A 20,170-nucleotide genomic window follows, 5' to 3' on the forward strand; every position below is an offset into this window, starting at 1 on the left:
CAAAAACCTCGGATGACGCTGAATTCTAATGAGAGCCCAAAACGCTTGACGCTTCAGGAGCCCGTACTGAGACCGGTCGATGCAGGCGGAGTCGACCTTGGTGAGCGCAGTCGCCTGTTGGCAATACACATCATCGAGGTCGGCCCCTGCGCAGCAGAGGCCGGGTTCAGAACGGTCGTCGCCTAATTAATGACGGAAATGGCGCATGCCGGTGAACACCATGGCAATACCGGCTTCATCAGCCGCGGCGATGACTTCGTTGTCGCGCATCGAACCGCCTGGCTGGATCACCGCAGTAATGCCGGCTTTGGCTGCATTGTCGATGCCGTCACGGAACGGGAAGAACGCGTCCGAGGCCATGACCGCGCCCTGAACCTGCAAACCTGCGTGCTCGGCCTTGATGGCTGCAATGCGTGCCGAGTTGACGCGGCTCATCTGGCCAGCGCCCACGCCGATGGTCTGACGGCCCTTAGCGTAAACAATGGCATTGGACTTCACGTATTTGGCCACTTTCCAGGCAAAGATCAGGTCGTGGATCTCTTGTTCGGTCGGTGCGCGTTGGGTCACGACTTTCAGGTCTTCGCTGCCGATCATCTCGATGTCGCGACTTTGAACCAGCAGACCACCATTCACACGCTTGAAGTCCCACGCCGGGGCGCGGTTCTCGCTCCACTGGCCGCAAGCCAGCAGGCGCACGTTGGCTTTGGCGGCCACGATGGCGCGGGCTTCTTCGCTGACGGACGGGGCGATGATGACTTCAACGAACTGACGCTCAACGATGGCTTTGGCCGTTTCGGCGTCCAGCTCGCGGTTGAAGGCGATAATGCCGCCGAACGCAGACTCGGTATCTGTGGCGTAGGCCAGTTCGTAAGCCTGACGGATGCCGCCTTCGGCGTCCGGGCTTACGGCAACGCCACACGGGTTGGCGTGCTTGACGATCACGCAGGCTGGTTTGACGAAACTCTTCACGCATTCCAGCGCAGCGTCGGTATCGGCCACGTTGTTGAACGACAGCTCTTTGCCTTGCAGCTGGGTAGCCGTGGCGATGCTGACTTCGGCCGGTTTGGCCTCCACGTAGAACGCCGCTTTCTGGTGCGGGTTCTCGCCGTAGCGCATTTCCTGCGCTTTGATGAACTGGCTGTTGAAGGTGCGCGGGAACTGGCCGCGGTCTTCGGTGCTCAGGGTGTCAGCCGTCTGGTTTATGGTGCCCAAATAGTTGGCGATCATGCCGTCGTAGGCCGCCGTGTGTTCGAACGCCTTGAGCATCAGGTCGAAGCGCTGGGCGTACGTCAGGCCGCCGGCCTTGAGGTTTTCCAGCACATTGGCGTAGTCGCTGGCATTGACCACGATGGCGACGTCTTTGTGGTTCTTGGCCGCAGAGCGCACCATGGTCGGGCCGCCAATGTCGATGTTCTCGATGGCGGTCGGCAGGTCGCAACCGGGCTTGTTGATCGTTGCTTCGAAGGGGTAGAGGTTGACCGCAACCAGATCGATCGGCTTGATGCCGTGCTCGTTCATGATGTCATCGTCAATACCGCGACGGCCCAGGATGCCGCCGTGGATTTTCGGGTGCAGGGTTTTCACCCGGCCGTCCATCATTTCCGCGAAGCCGGTGTAATCGGCGACTTCAACTGCGGCCACACCGTTGTCTTGCAACAACTTGAATGTACCGCCAGTGGACAGGATCTCGACGCCGAGGGCTTCCAGTTCACGGGCGAAATCAAGGATTCCGGTTTTGTCGGAAACGCTGATTAGAGCGCGGCGGATCGGCAGGCGGGTAGTCTGATCGGTCATCTCGATTTCCATCAAAAGCAAAGGAGTCAGCAAAAAAGGCGGCCCGTTTTACGAGGACGCCTTTCAGGTTTGATTGAATGCTTACAGCAGATCGTACTGTTTGAGTTTCTTGCGCAGGGTGCCGCGATTGAGCCCCAGCATCTCGGAAGCCTTGGTCTGGTTGCCCTTGACGTAGTTCATGACGCATTCGAGCAAGGGGGCCTCGACTTCGGAAAGAACCAGGTTGTACACGTCCGTGACTTCAGCGCCCTCCAGGTGGGCGAAATAGTTGTGCAGCGCCTTTTCGACACTCCCGCGAAGGGTCTGGCCTTCTTCGCTCGGTGTATTGAGGTGCTGTTTCAAATTGACGTTGTCGCTCACGGGCGTTGTTCCACTCACTAATGTCTCGGTCATCATCGTCATGCGGCCACCCATCCTTCGTCCCCTGTCCCCAGGCTCTTGTGTCGTTCGGCGAAAAACGCCTGAACGTTGGCGCATTGTGCTTCCGTATCTTCTAAACGATTGAAGTGGGCGCGAAACTCCTTGGCGCCCGGCAAGGTTGCGAGATACCAGCCGACATGCTTGCGGGCAATGCGAACGCCCAACACCTCCCCATAGAAGGCATGCAATGCGGCCAGATGCTCTAGCAGAATACGTTCCACTTCGCTCATCTCCGGTGCCGGCAATAGCTGCCCGGTACGCAGAAAATGATCCACTTCGCGGAAAATCCAGGGCCGCCCTTGAGCCGCCCTGCCTATCAACAGTCCATCTGCGCCGGTCGCGTCGAGGACGTGACGGGCCTTGTGGGGTGAATCGATGTCGCCGTTGGCAAAGACCGGAATCGACACCGCCTGCTTGATCGCGGCGATGGTGTCGTACTCCGCTTCACCGGTGTAGAGGTCAGCACGGGTTCTGCCGTGAACCGCCAGTGCTGTGATGCCGGCCTGTTCGGCGATTTTTGCCACGGTAAGGCCGTTTTTGTTGTCCCGGTCCCAGCCGGTACGGATCTTCAGGGTGACCGGCACATCAACCGCAGCCACGACAGCCTGCAGGATCTCGTTCACCAATGCTTCGTCTTTCAGTAGCGCGGAGCCGGCAGCCTTGTTGCAGACCTTTTTTGCCGGGCAACCCATGTTGATATCAATGATCTGTGCGCCCAGTTCCACATTGGCCCTGGCGGCGTCTGCCAGCATGTGCGCATCACCGCCGGCGATCTGTACCGAACGGGGCTCGGGATCACCGTCGTGAATCATGCGCAGGCGCGATTTACGGCTGTTCCAGAGACTCATGTCACTGGTGACCATTTCCGAAACAACCAGGCCTGCACCCATTCGTCGGCAAAGCTGACGAAAGGGCTGATCGGTGACACCCGCCATCGGGGCGAGGATCAAACCGTTGTGCAATGTATATGGGCCGATGCGTACCGCCGACATAGGACTTCCCTGTTGTGGGGCCGGATCTTGGGAGTTCGAAAAAGGGTTGGCATGATACCCGCTCTCGATGACCGGATAAAGACGCAATTGGATAAAAATTGAACAGCGGGCCAATGCAAGAGTCGCCTATGGAGGCGCTAAAAGCAGGTCGCTGTTCAGGGGGGGGCTCAAGCGTTCGGCCAAAAAAGCGGGCTTTTCATTCCGGAGAATGAAAACTCAAGCTGTAATTCACCGCTTTTGGCCCCGGATCCAGAATATCCAGTGCCACGTGGATCGGGGTTTGAGGTGGCATTTCAGCCTTGTCCGCCATGTCCCCGCTCAGGTACTCGCCGGGTTTGAAACGACGACTGGCAATCATTTTTCCGTTGAGGTCCGCAAAACGCAGCTCCAGCAAGGGGAAAGGTTGCGAAAAGGGCGCGCGGTTATAGAGGATCGCATCGACCACCAGCGCTCCGGCAAACTCAGGGTAACTGCGCACGACCAGATTGCTGCTTTTGATGCGGTCGATGTCAACCTTGGACGGCACGGTGCAACCGAGAGTCGGGCACAGTTGCTGGAAAATCGGGCGGTATTGGTCCTGGCGGGCTAGTTCTTCAAAGTGGTAGGCAATGTATTGGCCGCCCAGCGCAGCGGCGGCCACCAATACCAGCAATAACCACAACAGGCGCTTGCCCCAGGGTGTGCGGCGTTTTTGCCAGTCGAGGTGCAGTGGATCGTCGACCAGGTTTTGCAGAACCTCTTCTCGTACCCCAGGTTCGTGCCGCTTGCGTTTGTCCTTGAGGACAGATGGCGGCGCCAATGGCTCGTCGTCATCGTCATCATCCACGGCCGACAGGTGCATCAGCGGCGGCTCCGAATCCTTATCCAGCGATAGCTGAAGGGGCGGAGTGTCATCCGGATCGTCGAGGTCCAGGGACAACGACGGTTCGGTACGGCCAGCCTCGGCAGGCTCAACATGCGCAGGTTCTGCCTCGATGGCTTCGGCGCGCTCGGCGGCCGATTCGCTGAACAGGCTGTCCGACCACTGGCTTTCTTCGTTGGCATCGCTGTCGCGACGTGCGCTCAGCGTATCTTGCTTGCTGGCAGAGGCCTGGCCGAAGCTTTTGCTGGGCTGAATCTCCAGCTCTTCAAGCCGGGCCAGTTCTTTGTCCAGATCCAGATGGTCGAGGTCCAGCTCAGAAGCCTGCCATTGTTTCTGGCTGATGGGCTCAGGCTGGGCAGGCGGCTCGACGGGCTGAGGCGCGGCGACAGAAACAGCGGTTTGCTGTTGCTTTTCAGCGCTCTTGTTGAGCAGTTGCTGCGCAGCATTGAACACCTGCAGGCAAGCGCCACAGCGCACCACGCCGCGGGCCATGCTCAATTGAGAATGGTTGACGCGGAAGCTGGTTTGGCAATGTGGGCACTGTGTTACGAAGCTATCGCTCATGCGGCCACCCGGATTAGACAGGCGTGCATTCTAGCGCCGACGACCACTGATGCGCACCCAGCCATCGCGATTGGCGATCGGGTCCAGATCAAAGTCTTGCGCGTAGGCTGCTGCCACTTCGTCGCCTTGCTCGGCAAGGATGCCGGATAGCGCCAGACGGCCACCTGGCTTGACCAGGCTCGACAGTTGTGGCGCCAGGGCGACCAGCGGACCGGCCAGAATGTTGGCCACCAGTACGTCTGCCTGAACGGGTGGCAGGTCTTCTGGCAAATACAGCGGGAACAACGCCTCAGCGATGTTGTTACGGCCTGCGTTGTCGCGCGAGGCTTCGAGTGCCTGTACGTCGATGTCAGTGCCGACGGCCTGTTTGGCGCCCAGCAGCAACGCGGCGATGGCCAAAATGCCCGAACCGCAGCCGAAGTCCAGCACGTTGCAGTCTTTGAGGTCCTGGCCGTCGAGCCACTCAAGGCACAGCGCCGTGGTCGGGTGGGTACCGGTGCCGAACGCCAGGCCCGGGTCGAGCAGCAGGTTCACAGCCTCGGGTTCAGGCGCGGCGTGCCAGCTCGGCACAATCCACAGGCGCTGGCCAAAACGCATGGGCTGGAAGTTGTCCATCCAGCTGCGTTCCCAGTCCTGATCTTCGATGACTTCAGCGTGATGTTCCGGCAATGGCGCACCGGTCAGCAGTGCCAGATGGGACAGGACGAGTTCGGCTTCAGTGCCGCCTTCGAACAGTGCCAGCAAGTGGGTGTGCGACCACAGCGGGGTGGTGTTGAGCTCGGGCTCGAAGATCGGCTGGTCTTCGGCATCCATAAATGTGACCGAAACAGCACCGACTTCGAGGAACGCGTCTTCGTAGGTTTCGGCTTGTTCCGGGCTGATGGCGAGGCGTACTTGCAGCCAAGGCATGGCGGGCACCTTTGAAAAATAGGAATGTGCAGCCAGCGGGCTGCGAGAAGCGCGCAAGTTTACGCCAACGCAGGCCACCCTGCTATGGCAGGCCATCTGTAGGGGTGTGCCAGGGCCATTCGAGCAGGAATTCGAATTGGGCGGATGGTGCTTATGGACACGTCCTACATACCGTGATCGCCAATCTGGGCACTCTCTTCCTGATTACTGTGTATGAGGTTCATTCATTCAATGACTGGGCTTCATGGTTCTCAGCCGTGCTCCCTTTAGGGGCTACGTAAAAGAAGAGGCTTATGGCTCGGGGCTATGTTGTGACCGGTTTGATCATCATCGCCTCCGATCTCCCCGATTGCACAGGCGATAACCCCGCGAATAAAAGCGCAAACAATGAACGCCATGCCTTCACCCATCGCTTCTACGCGGCCTGAATCAATTCGGTAGCCGGGTACTCAAAAACCTGGAACCCCGGACTCAACAAAGCCGCTCGAAAGCGGCTTTGTTGAGCAGAAAACAAACTTACTGGTTAGCCAGTTTGTGTTCCAGGTAGTGAATGTTGACGCCGCCTTCGCAGAAGCCTTCGTCATTCACCAGATCGCGGTGCAGCGGGATGTTGGTTTTGATCCCGTCTACCACGATTTCGTCCAAGGCATTGCGCATGCGCGCCATGGCTTCGTCACGGGTCGAGCCCCAGGTGATCAGCTTGCCGATCAGGGAGTCGTAGTTGGACGGAACCTTGTAGCCGCTGTACAGGTGCGAATCGACGCGAACGCCGTTGCCGCCCGGTGCGTGGAAGTGCTTGACCATGCCAGGGCTTGGCATGAACGTGGCCGGGTCTTCCGCGTTGATCCGGCACTCCAGGGAGTGACCGTGAATCTTCACGTCGTCCTGGGTGAAGGACAGCGTGTTGCCTGCCGCAATGCTCAACATCTCTTTCAGGATGTCGATGCCGGTGACCATTTCGGATACCGGGTGCTCTACCTGCACGCGCGTGTTCATCTCGATGAAGTAAAAACGACCGTTTTCGTACAGGAACTCGAAGGTGCCCGCGCCACGGTAGTTGATATCGATACAGGCCTGAACGCAGCGAGCCAGCACTTCCTGGCGGGCTGTTTCGTCGATACCCGGCGCCGGCGCTTCTTCCAGGACTTTCTGGTGACGGCGCTGCAGCGAGCAGTCGCGGTCGCCCAAGTGGATCGCGTTACCCTGGCCATCGGAAAGCACCTGAACTTCCACGTGACGCGGATTGGTCAGGTATTTTTCGAGGTAGACCATCGGGTTGCTAAACCAGGCGCCCGCTTCTTCGCGGGTCTGCTTGGCGGCTTCGATCAGGTCTTCTTCGCGGTTCACCACGCGCATGCCGCGACCACCGCCGCCGCCAGCGGCTTTGATGATCACCGGGTAGCCGACTTCGCGGCCAATGCGCAGGGCGGTTTCAGCGTCTTCGGGCAGTGGGCCGTCGGAACCTGGAACCGTTGGAACGCCCGCAGCGATCATGGCGTGCTTGGCCGATACCTTGTCGCCCATCAGGCGAATGGTGTCAGCTTTCGGGCCGATGAACGCAAAACCGGATTTCTCCACCTGCTCGGCAAAATCGGCGTTTTCCGCCAGGAAGCCGTAGCCCGGGTGGATCGCCGTGGCGCCGGTCACTTCGGCTGCCGCGATGATGGCCGGGATGTGCAGGTAAGACAGGTTGGCTGGTGCCGGACCGATGCAAACGGTTTCGTCTGCCAGGCCCAGGTGCATCAGTTCCTTGTCAGCAGTGGAGTACACCGCGACGGTCTTGATGCCCAGTTCCTTGCACGCCCGCAGGATGCGCAAGGCGATCTCGCCGCGGTTGGCGATGAGAACTTTTTCCAGCTTCTGAGGCTTCAACATCGTTGGCTCCCCGTGGTTCAAACGATGGTGAACAGCGGTTGGTCGAACTCAACCGGCTGACCGTTCTCGACCAGGATGGATTCAATAACACCGGCTTTTTCAGCCTGGATGTGGTTCATCATTTTCATCGCTTCAACGATGCAGATGGTGTCGCCGACCTTAACGGTCTGGCCCACTTCCACGAACGCTGGCGAGGTTGGCGACGGCGTGCGGTAGAACGTACCCACCATTGGCGACTTGACTACAAAACCGTTCAGTTTTGGTGCAGCCGGTGCGTCAACTACGGTTGCTACCGGGGTCGCGGCAACAGGAGCAGCGGCCGCCGGAGCTTGCATTGGAGCCGGTGCGTAGAACTGCTGAGCAGGAGTCTTGCTGTGACGGCTGATGCGTACGGACTCTTCGCCTTCTTTAATTTCCAGCTCGTCGATGCCGGACTCTTCCAGCAGTTCGATCAGTTTCTTAACTTTACGGATATCCATGAATCGTCAACTCCCAATGGGTCGGTCAGGGGCGTTTAGCTTGTAGTTCAAGCTGTTCCAGGGCGGCCTCCAGGGCCAGTCGATAACCGCTGGCGCCAAGGCCGCAGATCACACCTACCGCAACGTCGGAGAAGTAGGAGTGATGGCGGAAAGGTTCGCGTTTGTGCACGTTGGACAAATGCACTTCGATGAATGGGATGCTCACCGCCAGCAGCGCGTCACGTAATGCCACGCTGGTGTGGGTAAAAGCAGCCGGGTTGATCAAAATAAAATCCACGCCTTCATCGCGTGCGGCATGGATGCGATCAATCAATTCATACTCGGCATTGCTTTGCAGGTAGAGCAAATGGTGGCCGGCCTCGCGGGCCCGTTGTTCGAGATCCTGATTGATCTGCGCCAGGGTAGTGGCGCCGTAGACGCCCGGCTCGCGGGTGCCCAGCAGGTTCAGGTTGGGGCCATGCAGCACCAGAAAGGTCGCCATCTGCTTTTCCTTGTTATGTCAGTGCGGGGCGACTATGCCCAAAAGCGTAAACGCTGTCCAGTTAACTGCAATAGCCAGCACGATGCCCGATGTTCACGCAAAGTTTGTGACTCAGGCTTTAAATCTGGTCATTTGCTTTAGCGACACGTTCGGCGAAGTCCGCGGCATTGATCTCACCGATGACCCGTTGGTCACTGATTTCGCTGCCGTTTTTGGCAAAGAACATCAGTGCCGGCGGGCCGAATAATTGGTAGCGGTCGAGCAGGGCGCGTTGCTCGGGATTACTGGCCGTGATGTCAAAACGCACCAGTCGATAACCCTTGAGCAAATCCAGCACGTGCCGGTTATTCAACACCTCGTGCTCGATGACTTTGCAGCTGATGCACCAGTCGGCGTACCAATCCAGCAACAAGGGCTGACCCGCGGCCTTTGCTTCGGCCAGTGCGGCATCCAGCTGTTGCGGGGTGCTGACGGTTTGCCATTGAGTTGTTACGGGTTCGGCACTGCTATCGACGGCCGTGGACGTTTGGACTGTCAAAGGTTTGAGTGGATCGCCTTGCCCGCTCAAGGCGCCGTACCAACAGAAGAGGGCATATACCAGCAAGAAAAGGCCCAGCAGTTGGGCCAGACGTTGGCGTGGTGATTTAAACGCAAACTCCAGCGTGCCCAGAAACAGGCTGACACCTGCCGCCAGAAAACCGATCAACAGCAGGGTAGCCGGGCCCGGCAGCACCCGGCTGAGCAACCCCACCGCCAGCCCCAGCAACAACACGCCGATGGTGTTTTTCACGGTCACCAGCCACGGGCCGCTTTTGGGCAGCCAAGCCGCGCCGCCGGTCGCCACCAGCACCAACGGGGTGCCCATGCCGAGCCCCAGCACCAGCAGCTTCAAGCCACCGCCCAGCGCATCGCCGCTGGCGCTGATATACAGCAACGCACCGGCCAGAGGCGCCGATACGCACGGCGAAACCAGCAAGCTGGAAACCACGCCCAGCACGGCGGCGCCCCACAGCGAGCCACCCTGAGTGTTATTGGCCACACGGTCCAGGCGATTACTGATGGCACGTGGCAGTTTGAGTTCGAACACCCCAAACATCGCCAGTGCAAACACGGCAAAGAACAGCGCGAAGGGTACCAGTACCCACGCCGACTGCAGGCGCGCCTGCAGGTTGAGCTGCGCACCGAACATTCCCATCAGGGCGCCGAGCAGGGCAAAACAGGTCGCCATGGGCAGCACGTAGGCCAGCGACAGGCTGAAACCGCGCCACCCGCCCACTTGGCCCCGCAGCACCACGCCCGACAGAATCGGCAGCATCGGCAGAACGCATGGGGTAAAGGTCAGGCCCAGGCCCGCAAGGAAAAAGATCGCCAGTTCTCGCCAACTCCAGGTGGTGGCGGGCGCTTTTGAAGTGTCATCCAACGCGGCGGGCGTGCTTTCGATGTTCAAACGCACGGTTTCGGGCGGGTAGCACAAGCCCTTGTCGGCGCAGCCCTGATAGGTCACGACAAGCGTGAAGGCGCCTTGAGCGTTCGCCGGGCGCGGCACGTCCACGTCGACAATGCCGTGATACACCTGCACATCGCCAAAATACTCATCATGCTTGGGTTCGCCTGGCGGCAGTTGGACCGGGCCGATGGCGATATCGGCGGGGTCGGTCTTGAACGCGAAACGGTGCTGGTAAAGGTAATAACCGTCGGTCGGCACAAAACGCAGCTTGATGTTATCGGGCGTGCTTTCGATCAGGTTGAGCTTGAACGCCTCGCTGACCGGCAGAAAATCGCGGCTGTTGTTGACCGCGCCCAATGTGGCGCTTGGACGATTATCGAGCAGCCCCGCGCCCATGGCGGGCACGGCGACGAGCAAACACAGAAGCAAAAACAGGCGGCGCATAGTGATCTCGCTTATCAAACGTGCGCGCATGATAGCGGAGTGAGAAACGCTGTGCCGAGCGAGGCCGGCCGCTGAGGGGAAGCGCCTGCATGGCAACCACCCGCTTGCCCGGCATTACACCCGAAACGCCTGCACGGCAGCATTCAACTCGCCACCCAACACCAATAATCGCTCACCTTGCTGGCGCCCCTGGCCTATGCGTTGCAAGTTATCGTCACCCAACTGATGGATGCGCTCACTGTGGTCGCGGATTTCACTGACTGCGCCACTTTGCTGGGCGGTGACGTCTGCGATGCGAATGGCCGTATTGGAAATGGTGACGATCGCGTCGACGATTTCATCCAGCGCGCCATCGGCTGCCTGCGCCTGTCGGGCCGTGGCCTGAGCATGCACGACCTGAGCGCGCATGCCCTCCACTGACTGGCGGGCAGCCGTTTGCAACCCTCCGATCAGGGTCTGAATTTCGCCAGTCGCGCCTGCTGTGCGTTGGGCCAGGGTGCGCACTTCTTCGGCGACCACCGCAAACCCGCGTCCCATTTCGCCGGCACGGGCAGCTTCAATGGCGGCGTTGAGCGCCAGCAAGTTGGTCTGTTCAGCGATGGAGCGGATTACCGTCAGCACGCCGCCGATGGTGGCCGACTCTTCGGCCAGTTGCTCGATCATTTGCGCGTTGCTTTGCACTTCGCCCACCAGCGCATGCAGCCCGGTCAAGCTTTGACCAATTACCCGCTGGCCCTGTGCAACCGCAGTCCCGGCGCTGCGGCTGGCATCGGCCGCCTGACTGGCGTCGCCCGCCACTTGTGAAATGGTCGCTTCCAGTTCACCCAAGGCGTCGCGGATTTGGGCCGTATCGCCTGCCTGACGCTCGGCGCCACTGTGCAAGCCGTTACTCACCTCGGCCAGCGCCTGACTGCTGCCTGCCACTTGCTCGGCATTGACGCGCAAGGTGCCTACCAGATTGACCAGATAGTTGCGCAGGTGATTGAGCGAGGCCTGGATATCGCGCAGTTCACGATTGGTCTTGCCCAGTTGAATGTCGTGGCTGAAATCCCCTTGCGCCCAGGTCGACAGCAGCGGCGCCAGTCGGGTCAGCACATTGGCCAGTCTGCGCTGCAACGTGTCGATCAGTAGGGCGATCAGCAAAATCAGGGCAATCATCGCCCCCTGAATCAGCCGCACTTCGTCTTGAATCTGCCCGTGTTCGGCGCGTACGGCTGGCTCCAGCCCGGCGATGGCCTGTTGCACTGCGCTCAACTTCTCATGGGTGGCGTCAGCCAGTTGAGCGCGTTGTTCGATCTGGCTGCGGGTGCGCTGCAACTCGGCGGGATAGCGGCTCAGCAGGTTGTTGAGTTCGCGCTTGAGGCTGATGCCTGCGTCCTCCGTTGCGCCCGTTTGTTGCGAATCAAGGCCCATCAAGGCCGCAAAATCGTCACGCCCCGAGTCGCTTTTGGTGCTGACCCCCAGCAAGGGCAGCGCCTCGATGGTGCGCGCTTGCGCACGCAGGGCGTCCAGTTCGCGGGCCACGTCCGCGGCCAGTTCACTGCGCCCGCTACTGACCAGTTTGTCGCGGCTTAAAGAGAGCTTTGCCAAGTGTTGGGAAGCATTGAGCAGCGGCATCAGGTAAGCGTGAGCATCGGCGCCGGTGGCTTGATTGGCGTACTGGCTGAGTTGCTCCAGATTGGCGCCCAGCTCCCGCTCGGCCTGCAGCAGTAACGCTTGCGGGTCACCGGCCAGTTTGCCCGCTGCCAACAGCTCGTTGGCGCTGTAGGTATTCAGGCTTTCGAGGCTGGGGCGCAGGGCGTTGGACAGCGCAGCAGGGAGCGGGGTCAGTTCGGTTTCCAGTGTCTTGAGCGCGCGCGTGGCACCGCTCAAGCGCAGGGCGTCGCCGCTGGTCAGGTAATCCTCAATATTGCGCGCTACCTGGTTCTGGAACTGTTGGGACAGGCTCAAGTAGCGTTCCATCAGTTGAAACGGTCGTTCAAGCGCGTGTTGCGACCACCCGAGGGTGGCGCCGAGGGCAAGGCACACGGCGACCAGCAACAGGGTGTTGAGGTTGGTAAGCAGCTTCAGGCGCATGTGGAATTTTGCCTACGACGCAATGAGAAGCGGCTGAAGTTATTGCACCTGCGTTACAGCGATGTGACGGCGTCCGGCAAGGTCGCAGAAATAGTGGCAATTGGCCTTTTTGCATGGAATCGCTCGATCCGGTTGCGCCCGTTGTGCTTGGCGCGGTACAGCGCTTCGTCAGCCTGGGAAGCCATGGCCAGGCCGTCTGTGTCGTCTTTAAGTTCCACCACGCCCGCGCTGAAGGTGCAGCATAAGTCCTTGGGTTGGGCCGGATAATGAATCTCCGAGAAGCGCTCGCGGATGGTGTTCAACACCGCATGGGCCGCTTCTTGATCGGTGTCTGGCATCACAATCGCAAACTCTTCGCCGCCATATCGCCCAATAAAATCGGTCTTGCGCAGACGCTGTTTGAGGAACAGCGCCAGGCTTTTAATTACCCGATCGCCCATCGGATGGCCGTAGGAATCGTTGACGCGCTTGAAATGATCAATGTCGATCATGGCAAAGCTCAGCGGCCGGTCTTCGCGGCGGGCGCGGAAGGTGCAATCTTCGAGCAGCTGCAGGATATGCGTGTGGTTGTACAGGCCGGTCAGGCTGTCGCGCACCATGCGCGCTTTTAAATGCCGCGCGCGGGCAGCGCGATTGCGCACGGTGGTGATCAAGTGTCGCGGCTTGATCGGTTTGGTCAGAAAGTCGTCGCCGCCCTCGCTCATGGCGTCCAGTTGTTTGTCCAGATCGTCTTCAGCCGACAGATAAATGATCGGTACGCTCACGTAGCGATCATTGTGGCGAATGACCTTGGCCAGCTCGGTGCCGGTGCAGGCGGGCATGTACATGTCGAGGATGATGAGGTCGGGCTGGAAGTCGGCCAGTTCGGCCATGGCCTGAATCGGCTCGATCAGGGTGCGGGTCACGATCCCGGCACTGTTGAGCAGGCGTTCGGTGTGCAACGCCTGAGCCCGGGAATCATCGATGATCAGCACTTTGTACGGTTCGTACTGCGCGACGCAGGTCAGTACCTCGATTTTTTCCATCAGGCTGGAGGCTTCGAGGGTGCCGGTCAGAAACTCTTGCCCGCCAGCGCGCACGGCGGCCAGGCGGGTAGGGGTGTCGGTTTCGTGCAGGCTGAAAAACAGCAGCGGCAATTTTTGCTCAAGCCCTGACTGCGCTTCAGCCGCGAGCAGCAGCCCGTTGCCGGAACCGCTGAAATCCACGTCCATCACAATCGCGGAGGGCAGGCGCTCACCCATGGCGCTGCGAAAGGCATTCACGCTGGGCAGTGATTGCGCGCCCAGGCCGAAAAATTCCAGTTGTTTGGCCAGTCGTTCGGCCCGGTCATGGTCCTGAAGCAGGATGTACACGGGCTTGCGCAGCGGCGGCAGGAAGGTGTGGTCCAATTGATCGCCGTGGCGCAAACCGGTCCGCGACAAACGCTGCATCAAACGATTGAGTTCTGTGATCAGCGTGCTGCTCAGGCGCCCGCGGTTGGCCTCGACCTGCTGCAATGCCTGGCTGATGGCACGGGCCAGTTGCGAGTGCTCGGGTTGCTCGAAGCGTTCGGCAAATCGCAGCAAGCGCAGGTTTGCATCGCTGAGTTCAGCAAGGTCGCAAGGAGCCCACTCATTGCCCTGCAAGCGCTGCCAGATCTCAAGAATTTGACGTGCCTGATGGATGACCCGCTGGGCAAAGTGGTTCTTGAGGCGCTCGCGGCTCGGGTCTTCTTGCTCGGTCATATCCTGGCTGCTTCGTGAGGGGGCATGCTGAGGTTCGACTAGTGGCTCTATGCTAGCAGCTCTTTGGAAATGCACGAGCCCTGACGCGAAATTTACGCAGGCCCGGTTACATTTATGCGTCGCGATGTGTGTGGCGGTGCTGTGAGCATCATTTATAGTGGCCCCCGCCTGTCGCAAGCGCCTTGTTGCAGATCAACCGGCCTTCGATTAAAAACAGGCAGATGAGGCACGATGGGTTAGGGTTGTGGTCGAACCGTTGAATTCAGTAATCGAAAGGATATAGCCATGCTGGACTGGAAAAAACGTGAGGGCAGTGCCCACGAGTCGGTCAAGGAGACCAGGACAGAGCCGCGTGGCTATTTCAAAAGCATCTTGCTGAGCCGCTCCATTGCAACCCTGTTGGTTGTCTATGTGCTGGTATGCCTGGGGCTCGGCTGGTATTGGAGCCAGGAGCCGGATCTGTTCCCGGTGCAGCAAAACGCCCAGCAGGCTGCCGAGCGTGAAGGCAAGCAAATGGTGCCGGGCTTCACCACCGTCGAAACCCTGAAAACCGTGGCCGGCACGTTGCTCAACAAACCGGGCGGTTACCTGTCCAATGACCGTTTTCCACCAGGCCTTGTGCTCGACAATATTCCGAGCTGGGAATACGGCGTGCTGGTGCAAGTCCGCGACCTGACCCGTGCCCTGCGTAAAGACTTCGCCCGCTCCCAGTCGCAATCGGCTGAAGACGCGGATCTGGCCAAGGCCGAACCGCGTTTCAACTTTGACAACAAGAGCTGGATGCTGCCGTCGAGCGAGTCCGAGTATCAGGAAGGCATCAATTCGCTGAGTCGCTATCAGGCCCGCTTGTCTGACCCGAACCAAAAAAACGCGCTGTTCTATGCCCGTGCCGACAATTTGAACAACTGGCTGGGTGACGTGGGCACGCGCCTGGGTTCGCTGTCGCAGCGTCTGTCTGCCAGTGTGGGCCGGGTCAAACTTAACAGCACGCTGAAGACCGAATCGTTGCAGCCGGGTCAAGTGCCGGTGGTTGACGAAGAAGTCGTCGAAACCCCCTGGATGCAAATTGATAACGTGTTCTATGAAGCGCGTGGTCAGGCCTGGGCCTTGTCGCACCTGTTGCGTGCCATCGAAGTCGACTTTGCCGACGTGCTGGCTAAAAAGAATGCAACCGTCAGTGTCCGTCAGATCATCCGTGAACTGGAGGCTGCTCAAGAGCCGGTCTGGAGCCCGATGATCCTCAATGGCAGCGGCTACGGCATGCTCGCCAACCACTCACTGGTCATGGCCAACTACATTTCCCGCGCCAACGCGGCGGTCATGGACCTTCGTCAATTGCTTTCACAGGGTTAGGTGATGGCTATTTCACCCGAGGAGGCCGCCCACCGTGCGGCCTCTGATGCCGAGCAGGTGGCTTGGGTCGATCGCGAAGACACGCTGCTGGGCGGATTGCCCCGTGCCGAGCTTCGTGATCGGGGGTTAATCGGGCGCGGCACGTTCATTTTGTTGTTCAACTCGTCCGGCGAGCTGTGCGTGCACCAACGCACGATGAGCAAGGCGCTGTATCCGGGTTATTGGGACGTGGCGGCTGGCGGCATGGTCGGGGTGGACGAAACCTATGCCGAGTCAGCGGCCAGGGAGCTCCACGAAGAGCTTGGCGTCAGTGGCGTACCGTTGACGGCGCACGAACGCTTTTACTTCGACTGCCCGGACAACCACCTGTGGTGCGCCGTGTTCTCGGCCGTGTGGGACGGGCCGTTGCACGTGCAGCCCGAAGAGGTCCAGCAAGCCTGCTTCATGCCCGTGGAGCAAGCCTTGCGTTTGAGTCAAACCCAGCCGTATTGCCCGGATTCACTGGCAGCGCTCAAGCGTTATCTCGAGAGCGCCTGATTGCAGCCTTGTCCCGCGCAAGCGACCCAACGCGATACAAAAAAATTGCGCCGATTGGCTCTTGGGCACCGGCGAATTTGTCGTTACACTGCGCGACCTTTTTCAGGCTCAAGCGGCGTCCCCGCCTGAGTTGCGCTGCCCCTGCCAGAGTGGGGCTTCGCGGTCGGTATCCCATGGCGCTCCCGCGTCCTGCACCGGCCAATTTTTTGTCCTCCATCTAGAGGATTGCCGGTGGCCAAAAAAGCCGCATCCTTCGCCGCCCTTGGTGGCCTGGTATTTTCCACCGACGCAGGTCGTCACTGTCCGGACTGTCGCCAGCCGGTGGACGCCTGTACCTGCAAACAGACCCGCATCCCCGACGGTGACGGCATCGCTCGCGTGCGCCGCGAAAGCAAAGGCCGTGGCGGCAAGACCGTGACCACCATCACCGGTGTGCCGCTGGCTGAAGACGCGCTCAAGGAGCTGGCCACCACGTTGAAAAAACGTTGTGGCACCGGTGGTGCGTTGAAAGACGGCATCATCGAGATCCAGGGCGATCACGTCGACCTACTGCTGGCCGAACTGGTCAAGCATGGGTTCAAGGCCAAAAAGTCCGGCGGTTAGCAGCCTCTGTGAAAGCCACCGTTGAGCGCGCCTGTTGCCCTGCCGGGCTGACAGGTGTTGCGCGGCCATGGTTTTCACAGAGCCTGTTATGACGGGTTTCTAAACTCCGCGCTGTTGCCAGGGTCTACCTTGCACAGACGAATCGTCACTTTCACGCCTTAGACTGCGCCAGCCTGGTTTCAGGTTGGGCTATTTGACTTATATATAGGGGACTTCGATGTCCGTACGACGCACACGCAAAGACGATGGCAGCCAATGGACAGTTGCGGACAGCCGCAGCGTTTATGGGATTCGCCATTGGGGGGCCGGATATTTCGCGATCAATGAAGCCGGTCGCGTAGAAGTACGTCCGAACGGCCCGAACAGCTCGCCCATCGACCTGTACGAGCAAGTTGACGAGTTGCGCAAAAGCAGCGGTCTGTCCTTGCCGTTGCTGGTGCGCTTTCCCGATATCCTGCAAGACCGTGTACGCCAGCTGACCGGCGCTTTCGATGCCAACATCGCGCGTCTGGAATACCAGAGCCAGTACACCGCGCTGTACCCGATCAAGGTCAACCAGCAAGAGGCCGTGATTGAAAACATCATCGCCACCCAGGACGTGTCGATCGGCCTTGAAGCCGGTTCCAAGCCTGAGCTGCTGGCCGTGCTGGCGCTGGCCCCGAAAGGCGGCACCATCGTCTGCAACGGTTACAAGGACCGCGAGTTCATCCGTCTGGCGCTGATGGGCCAGAAGCTGGGCCATAACGTGTTCATCGTGATCGAAAAAGAATCCGAAGTGGACCTGGTCATCGAAGAAGCAGCATCGCTCAAGGTCAAGCCGCAGGTCGGCCTGCGCGTGCGCCTGTCGTCCCTGGCATCGAGCAAGTGGGCAGACACCGGCGGCGAGAAATCCAAGTTTGGTCTGTCGGCGGCACAGTTGCTGTCGGTGGTCGAGCGTTTCCGCACGGCGGGTCTGGACCAAGGCATCCGCCTGCTGCACTTCCACATGGGTTCGCAGATCGCCAACCTGGCTGATTACCAGCACGGCTTCAAAGAGGCGATTCGCTATTACGGCGAACTGCGCAACCTCGGTCTGCCGGTTGACCACATTGATGTGGGCGGCGGTCTGGGCGTTGACTACGACGGCACGCACTCGCGCAACGCCAGCTCGATCAACTACGACATGGACGATTACGCCGGTGTGGTGGTGGGCATGCTCAAAGAGTTCTGCGATGCGCAGAGCTTGCCGCACCCGCACATATTCTCCGAGAGCGGCCGCTCGTTGACCGCGCACCACGCCATGCTGGTGGTGCAAGTGACCGACGTTGAGAAACACAACGACGACGTGCCGGTGATCGAGAACAAAGAAAGCCTGCCCGAAACCGTGCAGTGGCTGATCGACCTGCTGGGCCCGACCGACATCGAGATGGTGACCGAAACCTACTGGCGCGCCACCCACTACATGAGCGACGTGGCTGCCCAGTATGCCGATGGCAAAATCAGCCTGGCCGAAAAAGCCCTGGCCGAGCAATGCTACTTTGCCGTGTGCCGTCGCCTGCACAACTCGCTCAAAGCGCGTCAGCGTTCGCACCGTCAGGTGCTGGACGAACTCAACGACAAGCTGGCCGACAAGTACATCTGCAACTTCTCGGTGTTCCAGAGCCTGCCGGACACATGGGCAATCGGCCAGGTATTGCCGATCCTGCCGCTGCACCGCCTGAACGAAGAGCCGCTGCGCCGCGCCGTGCTGCAAGACCTGACCTGCGACTCCGACGGCAAGATCAAGCAATACGTCGACGAGCAGAGCATCGAAACCAGCCTGCCGGTTCACAGCCTCAACGAAGGCGAAGACTACTTGCTGGGCATCTTCCTGGTGGGCGCCTATCAGGAGATTCTGGGTGACATGCACAACCTGTTCGGTGATACCGACTCGGTGAACATCTACCAGAAGGCAGACGGCAGCGTGTACCACGCCGGTATCGAGACCCACGACACCATCGAAGACATGCTGCGCTACGTGCACTTGTCGCCTGAAGAACTGATGAACCACTACCGCGACAAAGTGGCCAGCGCCAACATCAGCGTCAAAGAACGCGCCCAGTACCTCGACGCCCTGCGTCTGGGCCTGACCCGTTCCTCGTACCTGTCTTCGTAACCGTTCCAAGCCAGATAAAAACGCCGCCCTCGGGCGGCGTTTTTTATGCGCGCACAATCCCCCCCCGGTTCAGGTGTTGGGGTTGAACCACTGATCCCTGCGCTGCATCCCCCATGCATACCCCGCCAGCGTCAGACTGCGCAGCACCATGAACAACAGGAAACTTATCCACAGCCCGTGGTTGCCGAAGCCTTGCATCGCCCACGCGACAGGCAGGGCGATGATGACGCTGATGACCATGGCATTACGCATTTCGCGGGCGCGCGTGGCGCCAATAAAGAGCCCGTCCAGCAGGTAACTCCACACGGCAATCAACGGCAGCAGCGCCAGATACGGCACGTATTGAAAGGCTGTTTCGCGCACGCTCGGGATGTCAGTTTGCACCGTGATAAACAGGTGCCCGCCAAACAGAAACAACACCGCAAAACCTGCGCTGGCGATCAGCGACCAGCCACTGGCGACCACCATTGAACGGCGCAAGGCCGTGCGGTCCCTGGCGCCGATGGCGTGACCGCACAGGGCCTCCACGGCATGGGCCAGGCCGTCGAGCGCATGGGCCGCCAGCAGTAAGCCGTTGAGCAGCAGTGCGTTGGCCGCCACGGTGGCATCGCCCAGCCGCGCACCTTGCAAGGTAATGAGGAAAAACACCGATTGCAGCATCAGGCTGCGGATAAAAATGTCGCGGTTGACCCCCAGCAACGGCTTCCAGTTTTGCCACACGCGTAACGCCTGCCACACCACCTTGCCCGGAAAGTGCCGCAGCGCGCCGCGTGTCAGCCACAGCCCGAGCAGAGCGCCGCTCCACTCGGCAATCACCGAGGCACGGGCCGACCCGACCACGCCCCAGTCCAGCCCCAGGACAAACCAGAGGTTGAGCGCGATATTCACCAGGTTGGTGGTGAGCAAAATCCCCAGCGGGGCCCGGGCGTTTTGCGTGCCGAGGAACCAGCCCACCAGCGCATAGGTGGCCAATGCGCCGGGCAGGCCAAACAGGCGGGTATAGAAGAAATCCAGCGTCAGCGCGTGCAACGCGGGGGAGGGCTGCATCACGGTCAGGGCAAGGCTGCTGAATGGCAGTGCGATTGCCCCTAAAAATAGCGAGAGGAGCACACTGAGCAGCAAACCCTGTAACAGAATCTGGCGCAGCGCCGTGCCATCGCCCCGTCCTGCAGCTTGGGCCGCGAAACCGGTGGTGCCCATGCGCAAAAAGCCCATCATCCAGGCCAGAAACACATACAGGCTGGCGCCCACGGCTACGGCGCCCAACTGATGCGCGTGGGGCAGGTGGCCGATGACCGTACTGTCGACCAGCGCCACCAGTGGAACGGAAATATTGGACAAAATCATCGGCGCCGCCAGCGCCCACACCCGTCGATGGGTGAGGCGGTCGCGCCAGTCAGCAAGTAGGGAAGACGACATGCAGGCTCCTTGAGGGAGCGGCATTGTAGCTGACGCGGCCTATACCCAGCGGGGTGA

The 20,170-nt window shown here is 60.0% G+C and carries 15 protein-coding genes and 1 pseudogene; 4 read left to right on the forward strand and 12 right to left on the reverse strand.

Going from position 1 to position 20,170, the window contains the following annotated elements; genetic code table 11:
- Nucleotides 1-186: 186 nt before the first annotated feature.
- The 11 genes and pseudogenes from purH to HBN61_RS00825 form a co-directional block, all read right to left on the reverse strand.
- On the reverse strand, nt 187-1,794 hold the full coding sequence (gene purH, locus HBN61_RS00775; protein ID WP_094992033.1) for a bifunctional phosphoribosylaminoimidazolecarboxamide formyltransferase/IMP cyclohydrolase: 1,608 nt from the start codon (nt 1,792-1,794) through the stop codon (nt 187-189).
- 81 nt (nt 1,795-1,875) lie between these two features.
- A complete protein-coding gene (gene fis, locus HBN61_RS00780) occupies nt 1,876-2,196 on the reverse strand; it encodes a DNA-binding transcriptional regulator Fis (protein WP_019408796.1) in 321 nt (106 codons plus the stop codon).
- Nucleotides 2,193-3,206 carry a tRNA dihydrouridine synthase DusB gene (gene dusB / locus HBN61_RS00785; protein WP_094992034.1) on the reverse strand — a complete coding sequence of 338 codons (1,014 nt, stop codon included), beginning with the start codon at nt 3,204-3,206 and terminating at the stop codon, nt 2,193-2,195. The genes fis and dusB overlap by 4 nt, the downstream gene beginning before the upstream one ends.
- A gap of 196 nt (nt 3,207-3,402) precedes the next feature.
- Nucleotides 3,403-4,632: a DUF3426 domain-containing protein gene (locus tag HBN61_RS00790; protein ID WP_170045980.1), complete on the reverse strand. Its 1,230-nt coding sequence runs from the start codon at nt 4,630-4,632 to the stop codon at nt 3,403-3,405.
- A 30-nt stretch (nt 4,633-4,662) separates the two neighbouring features.
- Nucleotides 4,663-5,541: a 50S ribosomal protein L11 methyltransferase gene (gene prmA / locus HBN61_RS00795; protein ID WP_094992036.1), complete on the reverse strand. Its 879-nt coding sequence runs from the start codon at nt 5,539-5,541 to the stop codon at nt 4,663-4,665.
- Nucleotides 5,542-6,057: 516 nt separating this feature from the next.
- Nucleotides 6,058-7,416, reverse strand: coding sequence for an acetyl-CoA carboxylase biotin carboxylase subunit (gene accC, locus HBN61_RS00800; protein WP_170045981.1), 1,359 nt, complete (start codon nt 7,414-7,416; stop codon nt 6,058-6,060).
- 17 nt (nt 7,417-7,433) lie between these two features.
- Nucleotides 7,434-7,895 (reverse strand): acetyl-CoA carboxylase biotin carboxyl carrier protein, encoded by a 462-nt coding sequence (accB, locus tag HBN61_RS00805; protein WP_094992038.1) that lies wholly within the window; start codon nt 7,893-7,895, stop codon nt 7,434-7,436.
- Nucleotides 7,896-7,920: 25 nt separating this feature from the next.
- On the reverse strand, nt 7,921-8,376 hold the full coding sequence (gene aroQ / locus HBN61_RS00810; protein ID WP_019408789.1) for a type II 3-dehydroquinate dehydratase: 456 nt from the start codon (nt 8,374-8,376) through the stop codon (nt 7,921-7,923).
- 118 nt (nt 8,377-8,494) lie between these two features.
- Nucleotides 8,495-10,267: a protein-disulfide reductase DsbD gene (locus HBN61_RS00815; RefSeq protein ID WP_170045982.1), complete on the reverse strand. Its 1,773-nt coding sequence runs from the start codon at nt 10,265-10,267 to the stop codon at nt 8,495-8,497.
- Nucleotides 10,268-10,381: 114 nt separating this feature from the next.
- Nucleotides 10,382-10,897: pseudogene (locus HBN61_RS22870) on the reverse strand (methyl-accepting chemotaxis protein); the annotation flags it as partial.
- A gap of 1,499 nt (nt 10,898-12,396) precedes the next feature.
- Nucleotides 12,397-14,067: a GGDEF domain-containing response regulator gene (locus HBN61_RS00825; RefSeq protein WP_170045984.1), complete on the reverse strand. Its 1,671-nt coding sequence runs from the start codon at nt 14,065-14,067 to the stop codon at nt 12,397-12,399.
- A 285-nt stretch (nt 14,068-14,352) separates the two neighbouring features.
- On the opposite strand from HBN61_RS00825, the gene HBN61_RS00830 reads away from it, so the two are divergent.
- From HBN61_RS00830 to speA, 4 genes are all read left to right on the forward strand, one after another.
- Nucleotides 14,353-15,420 (forward strand): DUF2333 family protein, encoded by a 1,068-nt coding sequence (locus HBN61_RS00830; protein WP_094992042.1) that lies wholly within the window; start codon nt 14,353-14,355, stop codon nt 15,418-15,420.
- Nucleotides 15,421-15,423: 3 nt separating this feature from the next.
- Entirely contained in the window at nt 15,424-15,957 is a 534-nt protein-coding gene (locus tag HBN61_RS00835; RefSeq protein WP_094992043.1) for an NUDIX hydrolase, read from the forward strand.
- Between the two features lie 231 nt (nt 15,958-16,188).
- Nucleotides 16,189-16,560, forward strand: a complete 372-nt coding sequence (locus tag HBN61_RS00840) for a translation initiation factor Sui1 (protein ID WP_094992044.1) — start codon at nt 16,189-16,191, stop codon at nt 16,558-16,560.
- A 217-nt stretch (nt 16,561-16,777) separates the two neighbouring features.
- Nucleotides 16,778-18,694, forward strand: coding sequence for an arginine decarboxylase (gene speA, locus HBN61_RS00845; protein ID WP_094992045.1), 1,917 nt, complete (start codon nt 16,778-16,780; stop codon nt 18,692-18,694).
- 69 nt (nt 18,695-18,763) lie between these two features.
- On the opposite strand, the gene HBN61_RS00850 is transcribed toward speA, so the two are convergent.
- Nucleotides 18,764-20,113, reverse strand: coding sequence for an MATE family efflux transporter (locus HBN61_RS00850; RefSeq protein ID WP_169963799.1), 1,350 nt, complete (start codon nt 20,111-20,113; stop codon nt 18,764-18,766).
- Between the last annotated feature and the right edge of the window lie 57 nt (nt 20,114-20,170).

It is taken from the genome of Pseudomonas sp. WS 5071, assembly GCF_012985765.1.
In the GTDB taxonomy this organism is placed as follows: Bacteria; Pseudomonadota; Gammaproteobacteria; order Pseudomonadales; family Pseudomonadaceae; genus Aquipseudomonas; species Aquipseudomonas lundensis_A.

What these genes read in the sequence shown, in the direction of transcription:
- purH (WP_094992033.1), bottom strand. Translation starts at nt 1,794, where the DNA reads ATGACCGATCAGACTACCCGCCTGCCGATCCGCCGCGCTCTAATCAGC.
- fis (WP_019408796.1), bottom strand. Translation starts at nt 2,196, where the DNA reads ATGACGATGATGACCGAGACATTAGTGAGTGGAACAACGCCCGTGAGC.
- dusB (WP_094992034.1), bottom strand. Translation starts at nt 3,206, where the DNA reads ATGTCGGCGGTACGCATCGGCCCATATACATTGCACAACGGTTTGATC.
- HBN61_RS00790 (WP_170045980.1), bottom strand. Translation starts at nt 4,632, where the DNA reads ATGAGCGATAGCTTCGTAACACAGTGCCCACATTGCCAAACCAGCTTC.
- prmA (WP_094992036.1), bottom strand. Translation starts at nt 5,541, where the DNA reads ATGCCTTGGCTGCAAGTACGCCTCGCCATCAGCCCGGAACAAGCCGAA.
- accC (WP_170045981.1), bottom strand. Translation starts at nt 7,416, where the DNA reads ATGTTGAAGCCTCAGAAGCTGGAAAAAGTTCTCATCGCCAACCGCGGC.
- accB (WP_094992038.1), bottom strand. Translation starts at nt 7,895, where the DNA reads ATGGATATCCGTAAAGTTAAGAAACTGATCGAACTGCTGGAAGAGTCC.
- aroQ (WP_019408789.1), bottom strand. Translation starts at nt 8,376, where the DNA reads ATGGCGACCTTTCTGGTGCTGCATGGCCCCAACCTGAACCTGCTGGGC.
- HBN61_RS00815 (WP_170045982.1), bottom strand. Translation starts at nt 10,267, where the DNA reads ATGCGCCGCCTGTTTTTGCTTCTGTGTTTGCTCGTCGCCGTGCCCGCC.
- HBN61_RS00825 (WP_170045984.1), bottom strand. Translation starts at nt 14,067, where the DNA reads ATGACCGAGCAAGAAGACCCGAGCCGCGAGCGCCTCAAGAACCACTTT.
- HBN61_RS00830 (WP_094992042.1), top strand. Translation starts at nt 14,353, where the DNA reads ATGCTGGACTGGAAAAAACGTGAGGGCAGTGCCCACGAGTCGGTCAAG.
- HBN61_RS00835 (WP_094992043.1), top strand. Translation starts at nt 15,424, where the DNA reads ATGGCTATTTCACCCGAGGAGGCCGCCCACCGTGCGGCCTCTGATGCC.
- speA (WP_094992045.1), top strand. Translation starts at nt 16,778, where the DNA reads ATGTCCGTACGACGCACACGCAAAGACGATGGCAGCCAATGGACAGTT.
- HBN61_RS00850 (WP_169963799.1), bottom strand. Translation starts at nt 20,113, where the DNA reads ATGTCGTCTTCCCTACTTGCTGACTGGCGCGACCGCCTCACCCATCGA.